Origin of the sequence: Stutzerimonas sp. VN223-3, assembly GCF_045999685.1 — a bacterium.
GTDB classification, from domain to species: domain Bacteria; phylum Pseudomonadota; class Gammaproteobacteria; order Pseudomonadales; family Pseudomonadaceae; genus Stutzerimonas; species Stutzerimonas stutzeri_AR.
This window is the reverse complement of sequence record NZ_RBEC01000002.1, coordinates 1,479,517-1,496,743: the sequence shown is the minus strand read 5'-3', so window position 1 is coordinate 1,496,743 and position 17,227 is coordinate 1,479,517. Positions and strand designations below refer to the sequence as shown.

15 protein-coding genes and 1 other RNA gene are annotated in these 17,227 nt (G+C 60.7%); 2 read left to right on the top strand and 14 right to left on the bottom strand.

The window, feature by feature from the left end; all coding sequences use genetic code 11:
- Position 1: 1 nt before the first annotated feature.
- From D7241_RS15580 to rsmI, 14 genes are all read right to left on the bottom strand, one after another.
- Positions 2–946: a D-alanine--D-alanine ligase gene (locus D7241_RS15580; RefSeq protein WP_408102267.1), complete on the bottom strand. Its 945-nt coding sequence runs from the start codon at positions 944–946 to the stop codon at positions 2–4.
- Positions 943–2,403 carry a UDP-N-acetylmuramate--L-alanine ligase gene (gene murC, locus D7241_RS15575; protein WP_408102266.1) on the bottom strand — a complete coding sequence of 487 codons (1,461 nt, stop codon included), beginning with the start codon at positions 2,401–2,403 and terminating at the stop codon, positions 943–945. Before murC ends, D7241_RS15580 begins: the two co-directional genes overlap by 4 nt.
- Complete coding sequence (gene murG, locus D7241_RS15570; RefSeq protein WP_408102265.1) at positions 2,396–3,466, bottom strand: undecaprenyldiphospho-muramoylpentapeptide beta-N-acetylglucosaminyltransferase; 1,071 nt, start codon at positions 3,464–3,466, stop codon at positions 2,396–2,398. The genes murC and murG overlap by 8 nt, the downstream gene beginning before the upstream one ends.
- Positions 3,456–4,688, bottom strand: a complete 1,233-nt coding sequence (gene ftsW, locus D7241_RS15565) for a putative lipid II flippase FtsW (RefSeq protein WP_408102264.1) — start codon at positions 4,686–4,688, stop codon at positions 3,456–3,458. The genes murG and ftsW overlap by 11 nt, the downstream gene beginning before the upstream one ends.
- The gene (murD, locus tag D7241_RS15560; protein WP_408102263.1) at positions 4,688–6,031 is read right to left on the bottom strand and encodes a UDP-N-acetylmuramoyl-L-alanine--D-glutamate ligase; all 1,344 of its coding nucleotides are present in this window, start codon (positions 6,029–6,031) and stop codon (positions 4,688–4,690) included. Before murD ends, ftsW begins: the two co-directional genes overlap by 1 nt.
- 6 nt (positions 6,032–6,037) lie before the next feature.
- Positions 6,038–7,120 carry a phospho-N-acetylmuramoyl-pentapeptide-transferase gene (mraY, locus tag D7241_RS15555; RefSeq protein ID WP_255983087.1) on the bottom strand — a complete coding sequence of 361 codons (1,083 nt, stop codon included), beginning with the start codon at positions 7,118–7,120 and terminating at the stop codon, positions 6,038–6,040.
- The gene (gene murF, locus D7241_RS15550; RefSeq protein ID WP_408102262.1) at positions 7,120–8,496 is read right to left on the bottom strand and encodes a UDP-N-acetylmuramoyl-tripeptide--D-alanyl-D-alanine ligase; all 1,377 of its coding nucleotides are present in this window, start codon (positions 8,494–8,496) and stop codon (positions 7,120–7,122) included. Before murF ends, mraY begins: the two co-directional genes overlap by 1 nt.
- Complete coding sequence (locus D7241_RS15545; protein WP_255983092.1) at positions 8,489–9,952, bottom strand: UDP-N-acetylmuramoyl-L-alanyl-D-glutamate--2,6-diaminopimelate ligase; 1,464 nt, start codon at positions 9,950–9,952, stop codon at positions 8,489–8,491. The genes murF and D7241_RS15545 overlap by 8 nt, the downstream gene beginning before the upstream one ends.
- Positions 9,952–11,685 (bottom strand): peptidoglycan D,D-transpeptidase FtsI family protein, encoded by a 1,734-nt coding sequence (locus D7241_RS15540; protein WP_408102261.1) that lies wholly within the window; start codon positions 11,683–11,685, stop codon positions 9,952–9,954. Before D7241_RS15540 ends, D7241_RS15545 begins: the two co-directional genes overlap by 1 nt.
- Complete coding sequence (gene ftsL / locus D7241_RS15535; RefSeq protein ID WP_255983096.1) at positions 11,682–11,972, bottom strand: cell division protein FtsL; 291 nt, start codon at positions 11,970–11,972, stop codon at positions 11,682–11,684. The genes D7241_RS15540 and ftsL overlap by 4 nt, the downstream gene beginning before the upstream one ends.
- Positions 11,969–12,913, bottom strand: coding sequence for a 16S rRNA (cytosine(1402)-N(4))-methyltransferase RsmH (gene rsmH / locus D7241_RS15530; protein WP_408102260.1), 945 nt, complete (start codon positions 12,911–12,913; stop codon positions 11,969–11,971). The genes ftsL and rsmH overlap by 4 nt, the downstream gene beginning before the upstream one ends.
- Positions 12,910–13,365: a division/cell wall cluster transcriptional repressor MraZ gene (gene mraZ, locus D7241_RS15525; RefSeq protein ID WP_408102259.1), complete on the bottom strand. Its 456-nt coding sequence runs from the start codon at positions 13,363–13,365 to the stop codon at positions 12,910–12,912. Before mraZ ends, rsmH begins: the two co-directional genes overlap by 4 nt.
- A 292-nt stretch (positions 13,366–13,657) precedes the next feature.
- An RNA gene (gene rnpB / locus D7241_RS15520) (RNase P RNA component class A) lies at positions 13,658–14,016 on the bottom strand.
- 84 nt (positions 14,017–14,100) lie between these two features.
- Positions 14,101–14,976 (bottom strand): 16S rRNA (cytidine(1402)-2'-O)-methyltransferase, encoded by an 876-nt coding sequence (rsmI, locus tag D7241_RS15515; RefSeq protein ID WP_408102258.1) that lies wholly within the window; start codon positions 14,974–14,976, stop codon positions 14,101–14,103.
- A gap of 121 nt (positions 14,977–15,097) precedes the next feature.
- On the opposite strand from rsmI, the gene D7241_RS15510 reads away from it, so the two are divergent.
- Together D7241_RS15510 and D7241_RS15505 are read left to right on the top strand one after the other, a co-directional pair.
- Positions 15,098–16,861: a penicillin-binding protein activator gene (locus D7241_RS15510; RefSeq protein ID WP_408102257.1), complete on the top strand. Its 1,764-nt coding sequence runs from the start codon at positions 15,098–15,100 to the stop codon at positions 16,859–16,861.
- Positions 16,858–17,226, top strand: a complete 369-nt coding sequence (locus tag D7241_RS15505) for a YraN family protein (RefSeq protein WP_408102256.1) — start codon at positions 16,858–16,860, stop codon at positions 17,224–17,226. The genes D7241_RS15510 and D7241_RS15505 overlap by 4 nt, the downstream gene beginning before the upstream one ends.
- Position 17,227 lies beyond the last annotated feature (1 nt).

Genomic DNA, 17,227 nt, shown 5'->3' with positions numbered 1-17,227 from the left:
GTCAGTTCCCTACCGCCAGGCTGGCATCGAGGATGGCCAGCACCAATTGCTGGAAATCCAGCCCTGCAGCACGTGCAGCCATCGGTACCAGACTGTGATCGGTCATCCCCGGAACGGTGTTCACCTCCAACAGCCAGAAAGCACCGGCACCGTCCTGCATGACATCGACACGCGCCCAACCCTGGATACCCACGGCGTCGCAGGCACGGGCGGACAGATCCTTGAGTTCCTGCTCCTTAGCGGCATCCAGACCGCAGGGAATGCGGTATTGGGTATCGTTGGCGACATACTTGGCGTCGTAGTCGTAGAAGCTGTGCGGCGTGCCCAACCCGATCGGCGGCAATACCGAACCGCGTAGCGTAGCGATGGTGAACTCAGGTCCCTGAACCCACTGTTCGACCAGCACTTGAGAATCGTAGGCACTGGCAGCACGCCAGGCGGCGATCAGCTCTGCGATGCCGCCGACTTTCGCCATGCCTATGCTCGACCCTTCATGGGCCGGTTTAACGATCAGTGGGAAGCCGAGATCGTTGGCGGCTGCCTGACAGTCAGCCTCGCTGGCCAACACAGCATGACGCGGTGTTGGCAGGCCGAGGCTCTGCCATACCTGCTTGGTGCGCAGCTTGTCCATGGCCAGTGCAGAAGCAAGGATGCCGCTGCCGGTGTAGGGGATCCCCGCGCATTCGAGCAGGCCCTGCATGCTGCCATCTTCGCCGCCACGCCCATGCAGCACGATAAAGGCGCGATCGATGCGCTCGGTGCTCAGACGCGTCAGCAGATTATCGCCAACATCGATGCCGAAGGCATCAACTCCCGCGGCCTGTAGCGCCGACAGCACCGCAGCGCCGGATTTCAGGGACACTTCGCGCTCGGCACTCTTGCCGCCGAACAGCACGGCAACCCGGCCGAACGCCTGGGGATCACGAGTCGATTGCAGGGCAGTCATTCGCTCTTCCTCGCGGCGATTGCATCGCCAGCAAACTGGGGACTGTTGATCAGTTGGGGAGCCAATCCGCCGATATCGCCGGCGCCCTGGCAAAGCAGAATGTCGCCCGCACGCAGCAGCGGCTTGACCAGGGGCGCCAGTTCAACTCCGCGCTCGATGTAGATCGGATCGAGCTGGCCGCGCTGGCGGATGCTATGGCACAGGTGGCGGCTATCAGCTCCGGGAATGGGTTCCTCGCCGGCCGGATAGACTTCCATCAGCAACAGCACATTGGCGTCGGTCAGCACCTGAACGAAGTCGTCGTACAGATCGCGGGTACGACTGAAACGATGGGGCTGATAGACCATCACCAGACGACGTTCGGGCCAGCCGCCGCGAACAGCCTGGATCACCGCTGCGACTTCGCGCGGGTGATGGCCGTAATCGTCGACCAGCATCACGCTGCCGCCGTCTACCGGCAGCTCGCCATAGACCTGAAAGCGCCGGCCGACACCGCCAAACTCCGCCAGTCCCTGGACAATCGCGTCGTCATCGATGCCCTCGTCTGTGGCGATGGCGATTGTCGCCAGCGCATTGAGGACATTGTGATTGCCTGGCATCTTGACCGACACATCGAGCGCATCGAATCCATCGCGCAGCACGGTAAAGAAGGTACGCATGCCTTCCTGACGAATGTTGATAGCGCGCACGTCGGCATCTTCGCTGAAGCCGTAAGTGGTAATCGGGCGGCCGACCTGGGGAATGATCTCGCGCACTACCGGATCGTCGACGCAAAGCACCGCGAGCCCGTAGAACGGCAGGTTGTGTAGGAACTCGACGAAAGTTTTCTTCAGCCTGCCAAAGTCGCCGCCATAGGTGCTCATATGGTCGGCGTCGATATTCGTCACCACCGCAACCATCGGCTGCAAATGCAGGAAGCTGGCATCGCTCTCATCGGCTTCGGCAATCAGGTAGCGGCTGGTGCCCAACTGTGCATTGGTTCCCGCCGCAGTTAGACGGCCGCCAATGACGAACGTCGGGTCAAGCCCGCCCGCGGCAAACACTGAGGCCAGCAAACTCGTCGTGGTGGTTTTGCCGTGAGTGCCGGCAACGGCGATCCCGTGGCGGTAGCGCATCAGCTCGGCAAGCATCTCGGCGCGCGGTACGACAGGAATCCGCTGCTCAAGCGCGAATGCGACCTCGGGATTGGCAGCGTTGACAGCGCTCGATACCACCAGCACGTCCGCCCCGGCCACGTTGCCGGCCTGGTGTCCAATAAAAATCTGCGCGCCGAAATTCTGCAGACGCTCGGTGCTTGCGGAAGTCTTCAGATCCGAACCGGAGACGTCGTACCCTAGGTTGAGCAACACCTCGGCTATGCCGCACATGCCGACACCGCCAACGCCGACGAAATGAATTCGGCGGATACGGCGCATGCGACGCACCTCGGCTTTTACCGCTGCGGGGGATTTAGCCATGCGCCACCTCCAGGCAGATATCGACGACGGTGCGGGTGGCGTCCGGCCGAGCCAGACGGCGCGCCGTAGCTCCCATGGCCTTGAGTTTTTCCGGCTGCATCATTACCTCGGTCAGCTGCGCGGCCAGCGCGGCAGCATCGGTTTTTGCTTGGGGGAGAAGAACGGCTGCGCCCTCCTTCGCCAGATATTCAGCATTGCGGGTCTGGTGATCGTCGATCGCGTGCGGTAACGGCACCAGAAATGAAGGCAACCCGGCCGCCGCCAACTCGCAGACAGTCAGGGCGCCAGCGCGGCAGACCACCAGATCGGCCCAGGCATAAGCGCGGGCCATGTCTTTAATGAAGGGGGCTACTTCGGCCTCGACTCCGGCAGCGGTATACCGCTCCTGAGTAATGCCGGCGTGCTGCTTGCCAGCCTGATGAAAAACCTCGGGACGCAGCTCCTGAGCCAGCTGACCGAGCGCCTCCGGCAGCAGCTTGTTCAAGGGCTCGGCACCCAGGCTGCCACCCAACACCAGCAGGCGTGGCCTGCGGTTGAGCAGGGTCTGCCTTGGTGTTTCGACGAACAGTTCGTGGCGCACCGGATTACCGGTCGTACGCCGTTTGTCGCTGTTGTTGAATGTATTAGGAAAGGCTTCGCAAACGCGCTGTGCAAATGGCACCAGGCTACGGTTTGCGGTACCGGCCACGGCGTTCTGCTCGTGAATGATCAGCGGTATCCCGGCAAGCTTCGCCGCCAATCCTCCGGGACCAGTTACGTAGCCACCGAGACCCAATACGCAAACGGGCTTAAGCTCGCGCATGATGCGACGGGCCTGCCACAACGAACGCAGTAGCTGTAACGGCGCCTTGAGTAAAGAAGCCACGCCCTTGCCGCGCAGCCCGCTGACATGAATCAAGTGCAGCGGCAAGCCAGCCGCTGGAACCACTTCGCTCTCGATGCCGCGAGGCGTACCCAGCCAGTGCACGCTGTAGCCACGGTTCTGAAATTCCTGGGCGCAGGCCAGCGCCGGGAATACATGCCCGCCGGTTCCGCCGGCCATGATCAGCACGTTAGCGCCCATCTGCGACCCCCTTGTTCCTGGCCGCAGGCACTTCGGCGAAATCGTCTTCGCTGAACTCAGCATCTTCGCTGCCCAATACGGTGCGGCTTTCCCACTCGATGCGCAGCAACAACGCCATGCTGGCGCAGGTCACCACCAGCGAGCTGCCGCCATAGCTGAGGAATGGCAGAGTCAGGCCTTTCGTTGGCAATAAACCGACGTTCACACCGACGTTGATTAGGAACTGCCCGAGCCAGAGGAATGCGACACCCCAGGCGATATAAGCCGCGAAGAACTGCCGCGCCCGTTCCGCAGCTAGACCGATGTACAGGGCGCGCACGCCAACGAACGCAAACAGCAAGATGGTCAGCAAAGCGCCAACCATGCCCAGCTCCTCAGCCAGAACCGAAAACACGAAGTCGGTGTGCGCTTCAGGCAGATAGAATTGCTTCTGCACGCTGTTTCCTAGCCCGACCCCCAGCCATTCACCGCGACCGAACGCGATCAGCGCCTGGGTCAATTGATAGCCGGCACCGTACTGGTCAGCCCAGGGATCGGTGAAAGTGATCAAGCGCTGCAGGCGATATTCCTGTGTCTGTACCAGAACGAACACAGCACCGACGGCTAACAGCACCAGCAGGCTGAATCGGATCAAGCCGACGCCGCCGAGAAACAGCATCGCCACCGCCGCGCCCATCATAACGACGGTTGCGCCAAAGTCGGGTTCAAGCAGAAGCAGCATCGCCATTGGCAGCAGCACGAGAAACGGCTTGAGGAAGCCCCAGAAACTTTCACGTACCTCTTCCTGGCGGCGCACCAGATAGCCCGCGAGGTAGACCACGACAAATAGCTTGGCTATCTCCGAAGGCTGCACGTTGAACGCGCCGAAGCCGATCCAGCGCATGGAGCCGTTGACCTCACGACCGATGCCGGGAATCAGCACGAGAATCAGCAAGGCGAACGCGCCCAGCAGTAGCATCCAGTCCAGCCGTTGCCAAGCCGACAGGGGAACCATCAACACAACAGCAGCAGCGCCAAGGCCAAGCAGTATGTAAACAAGATGGCGGACCATGTGATACATGGAGTTACCGGCATTCACCGCAGCGACTTCGGAAGACGCCGAGGTGATCATCACCAGGCCCAGCCCCAGCAGCGCCAAACAGCCAGCGAGCATCGGGAAGTCGAGGTCCAGACCGCGGCGGCCGAACAGGGGCGAAGGTGCAGTGCGCAGGAAGGCGAGCATCAGTTGAGCGCCCCCACCGCAGTGGCGAACTGACGTCCGCGATCTTCGAAATTGACAAACATATCGAGGCTGGCACAGGCCGGTGAAAGCAGCACCGCATCGCCTGCTTGCGCATTTCTGGCCGCCAATTGCACGGCTTCCTGAAGCGTCTGAACACGATGAATCGGCGCCGCGCTTTTGAGGGCAACAGCCAGAAGTTCGGCATCACGCCCAAGCAAGATGACTTCGCGGCAATTTCGTGCGACAGGGTTGTGCAGAGCGGAGAAATCCGCGCCCTTGCCGTCACCACCAGCGATCAGCACCAGTTTGCCGGCGATGTCGCTGCCCAGCCCATCGATCGCTGCAAGCGCGGCGCCGACATTGGTGGCCTTGGAATCGTCATAGTAAGCAACGCCCTTGCGCTCGCCGACCCACTGACAGCGGTGCGCGAGCCCGGCGAAGCTGCGCAGGGTCGCCAGCATCGGTTCGAACGGCAGCCCTACCGCATGCCCGAGGGCCAAGGCAGCCAATGCATTGGACTGATTGTGCGCGCCGCGGATCTTCAACTGGTCCGCTGGCATCAGGGCGTCGAATTGGAAGGCCAGGTACTTCTGAGCATTTTCCTCGAACAGTCCGAAGCCCTTGAAATCGGGTTTGCCGAGGCCGAACGACCAGATCGGGACGTCATCGCCAACTAGCGGACGGCTAAGGCGATCGTCGCGATTGATCACGACTTGGTGCGCACCGCGGAAGATCCGGTGTTTGGCCTGATGGTAGGCAGGCAGCCCGTCGTAGCGATCCATGTGGTCCTCGCTGACGTTCAGGCAGGTCGCGACTTCGGCATTCAATTGGTTGGTAGTTTCGAGCTGGAAGCTCGACAGTTCGAGTACATAGAGTTCGATGTCATCGCTAAGCAGATCCAGTGCCGGGGTGCCTAGATTTCCACCCACCGCCACCTTGCGACCGGCTGCGACGGCCATCTCGCCGACTAGCGTGGTCACGGTGCTTTTCGCATTGGAACCGGTGATCGCGATGATTGGCGCCTTGGCTTCGCGGGCGAACAGCTCGATGTCGCCTGAGATTTTCACGCCTCGGGACGCGGCAACCTGCAGCGCCGGCGTACTGAGCGGCAGCCCTGGACTGATCAGCAATTCGCTGGCGCGGCAAAGAAACTCGGGATCAAGCTCGCCACAACGCACTTCGATGCCCGGATATTGCGCTTGAAGAGCGGCAAGTTCCGGCGGGTTCGCGCGCGTATCAGCCACGGCAAACGGTACGCCATGGCTCGCCAGATGACGAACCAGGGACATACCGCTCTTGCCGAGACCGACGACGATGCGGAACTGATCGGAAGCGATGAGCACTCTTTATTACCTCAGTTTCAGGGTGGCGAGACCGACCAGAACCAGAATCACCGTGATGATCCAGAAGCGCACGATCACACGGGGCTCGGGCCAGCCCTTGAGTTCGAAGTGGTGATGAATCGGTGCCATGCGGAAAACCCGCTTGCCGGTCAATTTGAACGAGGCGACCTGAATTACTACCGACAGGGTTTCCATCACGAACACGCCGCCCATGATGAACAGCACGATTTCCTGGCGGACGATCACTGCGATAGTCCCCAACGCGGCGCCGAGCGCCAGCGCACCGACGTCACCCATGAAGACTTGGGCCGGGTAGGTGTTGAACCATAGAAAGCCCAACCCAGCGCCGATCAGCGCGCCGCAGAACACGATCAACTCGCCGGCACCCGGTACGTAGGGAATTAACAGATACTCGGCGAAATTCACGTTACCCGACAGATAGCAGAAGATGCCCAACCCGCCACCGACCATCACGGTCGGCATGATCGCCAAGCCATCGAGCCCGTCGGTGAGATTCACCGCATTGCTCGAACCGACGATGACGAAGTAAGTCAGGACTACGAAGCCAATACCCAGCGGTATTTCGATGTTCTTCAGCAGCGGCAGAATCAGTGTCGTCTCTACCGGCGTTTGCGCAGTCATATAAAGGAAGATCGCAGCACCGAGACCGAACACGGACTGCCAGAGGTACTTCCAGCGACTTGGCAAGCCGCGGGAATTCTTTTCAATGACCTTGCGATAGTCATCGACCCAGCCAATCGCGCCGAACAGCAACGTGACGGCCAAGACCACCCAGACGTAGCGGTTGGCCAAGTCAGCCCAAAGCAGCGTGCTGATACCGATGGCACTGAGGATCAATGCCCCGCCCATGGTCGGCGTGCCGGATTTTGACAGGTGCGACTGCGGACCGTCAGTACGTACAGCCTGACCGATCTGGCGCAACTGCAAGGTGCGGATCAACCAGGGCCCCATCCATAGGGAGAGCACCAGCGCGGTGAGTACGCCGAGAATTCCACGCAGGGACAGATACTGAAAGACCGCGAAGCCCGTGTGGAATTGTTGCAGATACTCGGCGAGTAGCAGCAGCATCAACGTTTCTCCGTGCTGGATGCGGAAAGCGCAGCGACGACCTTGTCCATCGCGGCGCTCCGTGATCCCTTGATCAAAATAGTGGTGGCGTTGCCCTGCTCCAGGCGCAGGGCCGCGATCAGGCTTTGCTGATCGGCAAAATGACGACCACCAGCACCGAAGGCATCGACGGCATGCTTCATCAGCGGACCGACGGCAAATAACGTATCGACTTTGCCGATCGCATAGCTGCCGACTTCGCGGTGCCCCTGCTCGGCCCAATCGCCCAGTTCGCCCATGTCGCCTAGCGCCAACACGGTGCGCCCGGCAAAGCCGGTCAGCACGTCGATGGCCGCGCAGATCGATGCCGGATTGGCGTTGTAGGTATCGTCGATAAGGCGCACGCCATTGCCTAGCATCTGCGCAACACCTCGGCCCTTGACCGGCTGCAAACTCTCCAGGCCGGCGACGATGTGTTCCGGCGCGACACCCAGCGCATGCGCCGCGGCCGCTGCGGCGAGTGCATTGGCCACGCTGTGGCGGCCGAGCAGATTAAGCTGCACACGCATGGATCCGGAGGGCCCGTTTAGTACGAAATTCGGGCAACCGCGCGGATCGTAGGCAATCGAAGCGGGATGGAAATCAGCCAGGGGACTCTTCGTCGCGAAGCTTAGCACGCGTTTACCGGCTGCCCGTCGCTCCCAAATCGAATAGGCCTTGTCGTCGCGATTGAGCACCGCGATGCCATCGGCGCCGAGTCCGTCGAGTATCTCGCCCTTGGCCTCGACGATTTTCTCGGGCCCGCCGAACTCGCCGACATGGGCGGTACCGGCATTGGTAATCAAGCTGACATCTGGTTGCGTCAGGCTGACCGTATATGCGATCTCTCCGGGACGCGATGCGCCCAACTCGATCACCGCTGCGCTGTGTTGTGGTGCCAACTCGAGCAGAGTCAACGGAGCGCCAAGATCGTTATTGAGATTGCCGCGAGTGGCGAGCACCGCGTCGGCACCGTAGGCGGCGCGTAGGATGCTGGCGAGCAGCTCCTTGACGCTGGTCTTGCCGCTGGAACCGGTAATTGCCGCTACAGGCCCGGCAAAGGCAGCGCGATTCATCGCACCCAACTGGCCCAAAGCGATGCGGCTATCCGCAACCACCAGTTGGGGCAACGAAACATTTTCCACACGCCGTTCGACCAAAGCGGCGGCGGCGCCTTTTGACGCGACCTCGGCCAGGTATGCATGACCATCGAAACGAGGGCCGGTCAGGGCGACAAATAACTGCCCCGGCGCGATCGCACGACTATCGGTGCTAACCGAGCTGAATGACACATCAGCACCCACCAACTCAGCGGGTAGTGAGGCGACAAGATCCGTCAAACGCATGGCTTCAAGCATCGGAGCCCCTCCACGCAGCCAGGGCGATCGCGGCCTGGTCGAGATCGGAGAACGGCAAGCGCTCTCCCTTGATTTCCTGGTAATCCTCATGGCCTTTGCCGGCCAGCAACACCACGTCGTCGACATGGCTAGCCGCGATGCAGCTCGCTATGGCTGCGGCGCGCCCCGGCGCAAAGGTCGCGTTTTCCGGTGTGCTGAAGCCGGCACGGATCTCGTCGAGAATCTGTATGGGATCCTCATTGCGTGGATTGTCATCGGTCACCACGACTCGATCAGCCAACCGCTCGGCGACTTCAGCCATCAGCGGACGCTTGCCACGATCACGCTCGCCGCCGCAGCCGAACAGGCACAGCAGCTTGCCGCGGGTATGAGGTCGCAGTGCCCCAAGAACCTTCTCCAAGGCATCGGGCGTATGTGCGTAATCAACCACCACCAATGGGCGATCGCCGCCGCCCAGACGCTGCATGCGACCGACAGGACCCTCGATCTCCGGCAATACGGAGAGAATTTCGTCCAGCGGATAGTTCATTCCCAGCAGCGCACCTATCGCAGCAAGGACATTGCTGACATTAAAACGGCCCAGCAGCGGGCTGCGCAGCGAACGCTCTCCTTGCGGTGTGATAAGGCGAGCATGAATCCCATCGTCGTCCAGCCGCGCCTGCGTGCAGTAAAGATAAGCGGAGGCATCGTCCAGGCTGTAAGTGATCAGCCGTGATTCGCCTTTTTCAGCAGCAAGGACGCGCCCGAACGCATCATCGAGATTTATCACACGGCAGCTGAGCCCGGGCACCGTGAACAGTCGCGCCTTGGCCTCACCGTAGGCCTCCATCGATCCGTGATAATCCAGATGGTCGCGAGACAGGTTTGTGAATACGGCAACATCGAACGCCAGCGCTGCAACCCGGCCCTGATCCAGACCGTGGGATGACACCTCCATAGCCACGGCGCGTGCGCCCTGTTTGCGCAGGTTCGCAAGATTGGCCTGCACACCGATCGCATCCGGGGTGGTGTGCTGGCCGAGCACTAGCTCACCATGAAAACCAGTGCCGAGGGTACCGATGATCCCGCAACGTTCGCCCAGACGATCCAGCGCTTGGGCGATCAAATAGGTCACGCTGGTTTTGCCGTTGGTTCCGGTAACCCCAGCGAGGTGGAGGCTGCGACTTGGCTCGCCATAGAAACGTCCAGCGATCGCTGACAACTGCTCCGCCAGGTCGCGGACCGGCACCAGCACAGCGCTTACTGCCGTCATTTCGGCCGCGCCGTCAACTTCGTAAGCGACCGCGGCCGCGCCGCGGGAAATCGCATCCGCGATGTGCAAGCGACCGTCCTGCTGCAAGCCAGGCACAGCGAGGAACAGGTCACCCGGACGCACCTTGCGGCTGTCCAGCGTCAGCTCACGGATCAAAGTGGCGCTGCCGGCCTGCGGTAGCAGTTGATTCAACGGCATCGGCATCAGATCCGCCCTCCCTTCGGCTTGGCCGTCTCGGCCGTCTGGACTTCTTCCACTGGGGGCAGATTGTCGGGGGCAACATTCATCAGGCGCAGCGCGCCGGACATCACGCGACTGAATACCGGAGCCGACACCAGGCCCCCGTAGTAACCGCCCTTGCTGGGCTCGTCGATCACCACCGCAATGGCAATGCGCGGATCGCTCATCGGCCCGAAACCGGCAAACATCGAGCGATAGGCATCTTCCTGGTAGCCCCGGCTGCTTGACGATGCCTTACGTGCAGTACCGCTCTTACCCGCCACGTGATAACCCGGCACCTGGGCCCGGAACACGCCGCGCGGGGCCTCGATGACCTCCTGCAGCATGCCTTGGACCGTCTTGGCAACCTCTGGCGGAACCACTTCGACGCCCTCTGGCTGCTGATCGACGCGGGTCAGCGACAAGGGCACAAGGCGACCATTGTTGGCCAGCGCGCCATAGGCATGAGCCAATTGCACCGCGGTCAGCGACAGGCCGTACCCATAGGAAAGCGTGGCGGTCTCGGCCCGGCGCCATTCGCGATGACTGGGAAGGTTGCCGACTCGCTCACCGGGGAAGCCCAGGCCGGTCGCCTGACCGAAACCGACCTTGCTCATGACGTCATGAATGGCTGCGCCACCGATATCGAAGGCGATCTTGCTCATGCCAACGTTGGACGAATTGATGAGGATGCCGGTCAGGTCCAGTTCGCGCCCTTCGGATCTGGTGACATCACGAATGGTGTAGCGACCGATGCGCAACCAGCCTGGCCAGACCTCGACCAGATCACTGGGCTTCCAGCGGCCCGTTTGGAGCGCCGCGCTCATGGAGATAGGCTTCATTGTCGAACCCGGCTCGAACAGGTCTGTCAATGCCCGGTTACGCATCGCAGCCGGCTGCAGGTTGCGGCGATTGTTCGGGTTGTAGGTCGGCTGGTTGACCATGGCCAGCACCTCCCCGGTCTTTACATCAAGCATCACCAGGCTGCCGGCCTTGGCGCCGAACTCCAACAATGCGTTGCGCAGCTCGCGGTGCGCCAGATATTGCAACCGCAGGTCAATGGAGAGCGCCAGGGCTTTGCCGGCCTTGGCATTCTTGGTCACCTGTACGTCCTTGATCAGCCGACCACGGCGATCCTTGAGCACCTGGCGTTTGCCGGGGACGCCTGCAAGCCACTCGTCATATGCCAGCTCCAGGCCTTCCCGACCACGATCATCGATATCGGTGAAGCCGACTACATGCGCAGCAACTTCGCCCGCAGGGTAGAACCGGCGGAATTCTTCTTGTGAGTAGACGCCCGGAATATCCAGGTCCAGCACGCGCTGCCCTTGCTCGGGGGTCAGTCCACGCACCAGGTAGATGAATTCACGCTCGGCCTGCCCTTCGAGGCGCTGCTGGACAGCGCCCGGCTCCTGCCCCAGCGCATTCGCCAATTCGGGCCAACGTGCCTTCGCCGCCTGCAACTCCTGCGGGTTGGCCCAGAGCGTTGTCACTGGAGTGCTGACCGCCAACGGCTCGCCGTGACGATCGGTGATCAGACCGCGATGCGCCGGTATGGGAATGTGCCGCACGCTGCGCGCATCACCTTGGTTTTTCAGGAAGTCCTGATCGATCACCTGCAGGTCGACGATACGCCATGCAATGGCGCCGACCATCAGGGCCAGCAGGGCTAGCACGATACGAAAACGCCAAGGATAGAGCGCGCCCTGGAGTTTCATGGCGCCACCAACCTGACATCCGCCGCTGCCGGAATTTGCATTTCCAGTTGTTCGGTGGCGAGCGTCTCGATGCGGCTATGAGCGGTCCATGTGCTCTGCTCCAATATCAGGCGACCCCACTCAGCCTGCGTCTTGTCGCGCACGCTGAGCGCGCCATAGAGCTCATTTAGCAACTGGCGATTCCAATGCGCGCTGTAGGCAACACCGATTGCCGAAAGCAACACAGCAACGAACAGCACCAGCATCAACAGGCTGCCGCGCGGCATCGATCGCCGAAGCTGGCTCATCGCAGCTTCTCCGCAACGCGCATCACGGCGCTGCGCGAGCGCGGGTTGGCCTTGATCTCTTCAGCAGAGGCGTATTGAGGTTTACCCAAGAGCTTCAGACGCGGCACGAATTTCTCAGGAATGATCGGAAGGTCGCGCGGCAGGGTGTCCGCCTCGCCCTTGGCATGACGCCGCATGAACTGCTTGACGATGCGGTCTTCCAACGAATGAAAGCTAATTACTGCCAGCCGGCCGCCAACCTCGAGCGCCTCGATGGCAGCCTCGAGCCCAGCTTCCAGATCGCCGAGTTCGTTGTTGATGAAAATGCGTAAGCCCTGAAATGCACGCGTCGCCGGGTTCTTGCCTTTCTCCCAGGCCGGATTGGCGACAGTCAATACCTGAGCGAGATCAGCTGTCCGCTCGAAGGGCCGTTCGGCTCGACGCTGCACCACCGCACGCGCCATGCGCTTGGCGAAGCGCTCCTCGCCGTATTCCTTGAATACCCGAGCGATGTCGTCTTCGGCGGCAGTCGCGATCCACTCGGCCGCGCTGATTCCGCGACTGGGATCCATACGCATATCCAAGGGGCCATCATTGAGAAAGCTAAAGCCGCGCTCCGGATCGTCCAGCTGTGGCGAAGACACGCCTAAATCCAGCAGCACGCCACTCAAGGTGCCGGTCCAGCCGCGTTGCGTAACCTCGGCACCGAGCTCGGCGAAACTTCTCTGCACAACGACAAAGCGGCCATCCTCGGCCGCCAGTGCTTGCCCCGTAGCGATTGCTAGCGGGTCTTTGTCGAAACCTAGCAAATAGCCATCAGGCCCAAGCTGCCGCAGCAAAAGACGGCTATGCCCCCCACGTCCGAACGTTCCATCCAGATAGCGGCCATCCGAGCGCACAGCGAGCGCCGCAACGGCCTCGTCGAGCAACACGGTTATGTGGTTATAGCTGGTCTGGCTCACAGGATTAGGTCACGCAGTTCTTCCGGCAAGGCACCGGGTTGTTTAATGGCCGCCAGGTCCGCATCTGCTTGCGCGTTCCAGTCGTCCTCGTTCCACAGGCTGAACTTGTTCAACTGCCCGACCAGCATGGCTCGCTTGTCCAACCCGGCGTACTCACGCAAACGTGGCGGCACCAACACGCGGCCGCTGCCATCCATTTCCAGATCTACAGCGTTGCCGATAAGCAGGCGCTGCAACCGGCGGCTCTCTTCACGCAGTGACGGCAATTCGCGGAGCTTGGCTTCGATCAGTTCCCATTCAGGAAGTGGGTAGATACAGAGGCAGCGATCAACAGCGTCGATTGTGATGATCAACTGTCCCTCACAGCGCGAAACGAGCTCGTCACGATACCGGCTGGGCATAGCTAGCCGCCCTTTGGCATCGAGACTGATGGCGTTTGCTCCGCGAAACACGGCTGCGCTTCCCCTGAAATTAGTTATTCATACCCATAAATACCCACTTCATTCCACTTTTTACCACTCGTGCGCACTATAGAAATGCAGCGACCCCACCGTCAAGGTGCGCTTGGCGGGAAAAACCGTTATGTGACGGGGATTTAACGAGCAAAGAGGGGATAAACGGCAACGAGGGGAAGAGATCGGTAAAATAATCTCAGGCAGCCCAAAAACCTGCACTTCAAAGTTAAAGTACTTTGTTAAGAGCAAGAATATTTTGGACTAAAAAGAGAAGGTGTTTCGGAAGAAGTCGGAGAGTCGATCTGTAAGCCGGGTTCTGTCTAGAACAGTCATTCCTCTACGACAGCCATCACTGACTGCCTCTAGCAACCTACCCGGATCCAGCGCGGGCCACGCCAATGGATCCCTATTTGGTCTTGCTCCAAGTGGGGTTTACCTAGCCACGGACTGTTGCCAACCGTGCGGTGCGCTCTTACCGCACCTTTTCACCCTTACCGGCACCGAAGCGCTTAGGCGGTTATTTTCTGTGGCACTTTCCGTAGGCTCGCGCCTCCCAGGCGTTACCTGGCACTTCGCCCTATGGAGCCCGGACTTTCCTCCCTCCCTTCTTGCGGAACAAAAAGAGACAGCGACTGTCCGATCGACTCTCCGGCCGTCAGGGTACTTTGCCGTGCATTAGCCTGCAAGCTGCAGCGTGCAGCAGGGCCGCAATAAGCTTCGGCAAGAATCGATCTAACGGCCTTGATTCTTGTCTTCCAGCGCAAGCTGATAAAGCAGATTTTTCCTGACGCCGGTTATCTCCGCCGCAACAGCCGCGGCGCGCTTCACAGGCAATTCCGCCAATAGCAACTGCAGCACTCGGCGCACATGTGCATCGACCGCATCTCCGCCCTGCGGTGCCTGCCAGCCGCCAACCACGAGCACGCACTCGCCCCGCTGCTGATTGCTGTCGGACTCCACCCAGGCACGCAGCTCTTTCAAAGGCAGCCCCTTCAAAGTCTCAAATGTCTTGGTCAGCTCACGCCCCAGCACAGCGGGCCGTTCCGCGCCAAACACCAACTCTAGGTCCTGAAGGCATTCGAGAATGCGATGCGGCGCCTCATAAAAGATCAGGGTGCGCGGCTCTTCCTTCAAATACTCGAGCCGCGTACGACGTGCCGCCTGCTTTGCGGGCAAAAATCCTTCGAATATAAATCGATCGGACGGCAAACCAGCAGCCGAAAGCGCCGCGATAAGTGCACAGGCACCGGGTAGCGGAACGACCTGCATGCCTGCCGCGCGCGCCCGCCTGACCAGGTGATAACCGGGGTCAGATATCAGTGGCGTGCCGGCGTCGGAGATGAGCGCCACATCATCTCCAGCCAGAAGCCGCTCGATAAAGCGCCCCCCTTCATCGCGCTCGTTATGCTCATGGCACGCAGCCAATGGCGTGGCAATACCGAAGTGCTGCAGCAGTCGAGCCGAATGACGAGTATCTTCCGCCGCAATCAGCGTGACCTCCGCCAATACCCGCAGCGCGCGCGCGCTGATGTCCTCGAGATTTCCAATAGGCGTAGCGACAACATAGAGCGTGCCTGTAGCGGAATTCACGACATCTGATGCAGTCACAGGGCGTACCTCAATCAGGTAAAACGCGCATTGTAGCCCGTTTAGCGGTCACAACATCGCAGCCCCTACGAGGCTTGGGTACAATCCGTCGACACCCGCCAGTGCTTCCAGGAATGATCACATGATGGTTCGCTTTCGCCCGTTTCTCTTCTTATGTATTGCCGCCGTGCTTTCGGCCTGTGCCACCTCGCCGTCCTCGACCTTAGGCGAGCTACCGCGCACCCCGCAGGCCTCGACGCAACAACTGCTGAAGGAAGCCGATGCCAGCGATCCAGCCGAGGCTGCATTGCTGCGGCTGTCCGCAACTGACCAAAGTATCCAGCAGGGCAACCGAGCCCAGGCACGACAGATTCTTGAGCAGATCACCATAGACCAGCTGATGCCTGCACAGCAGATGTTTGCGCGGACGCTGCAAGCCGAACTGGCATTGGCCGACAAAGACCCGCAGCGCGCCCTCGAAGCTTTGCAGCATCCAGCATTCGAGCGCCTCGCAGAGCTTCCCGTAGACCAGCAACTGCGCACTCAGCTGGCGCGGGCGCAAGCGTTTGAGGCAAACAACCAGCCCCTCGACGCGGCACGCGAACGAACCTTCATCGCACCACTGTTGAGCGGTGAGTCGGCGAAGCAGAACCACGAGGCCATCTGGTCACTTGTTTCCATGCTACCGGCAGACCAGCTACAACCGACCGCAGACACGGATCTTTCCGGCTGGCTGACCCTTGCAGCAACCATAAAGCAGGCCGGCACGCTCGGGCAGCAGCAACGCGCGATCGACGCCTGGATCCAACAGAACCCCAACCACCCAGCCGCACGACGCTTACCGGATCCATTGGTTAAGTTGCGGGAATTGGCTGACCAACCGCTGTCACACGTAGCGCTTCTATTGCCAATGGAAGGCCCCCTGGCCAGCGTAGCGCGCGCTCTGCGTGACGGCTTTCTCGCCGCTCACCTAAAAGCACAGCGAGACCTGAAGATCGAGTTGTTCGACAGCTCCCGCCTATCCTCCCTGGATGACTTTTACCGGCAAGCAAGCGCATCGGGTGTTGAACTCGTTATCGGCCCGCTGGACAAGGATCTAGTCCGTCAACTGGCCGATCGGGAGCAACTTCCGATCACCACCCTTGCGCTGAACTACAGCGATGCAAACCAGAAGGTGCCACCGCAACTGTTCCAGTTCGGCCTTGCCGCGGAGGACGAGGCACGCGAAGTAGCGCGCCGGGCCTGGGCCGACGGGCACCGCCGGGCAATAGCGTTGACGCCTCGTGGGGAATGGGGCAATCGGGTATTTGAAGCCTTTCGCCAACAATGGCAGGAGCAGGGCGGAACAGTGGTTGCTGCCGAACCCCTCGCCGAACCGATCGAGCTGGCCAGTCAGATAGCCGACCTGCTGCAGGTACGCAGCAGCCCCAGCCCCGAATCGAAGCCAACGCGGCGCCAGGACGTCGATTTCCTCTTCCTCGCGGCGACTCCGCAACAGGCTCAGCAAGTAAAGCCCACATTAATATTCCAGTACGCCGGGGATCTCCCGGTCTACGCCACCTCCCATCTGCATGCCGCAACGGATAACCGCACCCAGTACCTTGACCTGGAAGGTATCCGCTTCACCGAAACGCCATGGCTTCTCGATCCCCAGCTACCACTTCGCCAGGAGATCGAACGCAAGTGGCCACAGGCCCGCGGAAGCCTCGGCAGGCTCTATGCGATGGGTGCCGATGCGTACCTTTTGGCACCACGCCTGAATCAACTCCTGGCCTTGCCGGAAACACGGCTGGAGGGGCTTTCGGGAATTCTCAGCCTGACTCCTGAACAGCGTATCGAGCGTCGTCTTCCATGGGCCGAGTTCCATGACGGCGAGGTCCAGCCGCTCAGGGAAACGTTGTATTGACAACCACCGACAAACAGCACAGCGGGCAACTGGCGGAAACCTATGCGCAACGTTATCTGGAGCGACATGGCCTGCGCCTGCTGCATCGCAACTGGTCCTGCCGTAGCGGCGAGCTTGATCTGGTCATGCTAGATGGCGATACAGTAGTATTCGTCGAGGTTCGCTATAGGCGCCACGCCGCTTGGGGCGGCGCACTTGAAAGCGTCGACCAACGCAAACAACGGAAGCTGATCAAGGCTGCTCAGCTATTTCTGCAGAAAGAAGGCCGGTGGTTTCGACACCCGTGCCGCTTTGACGTTGTCGCCATCGAGGCGACCGACACCGCAGATACACCTAACTGGATCCGCAACGCGTTCGATGGCTGAG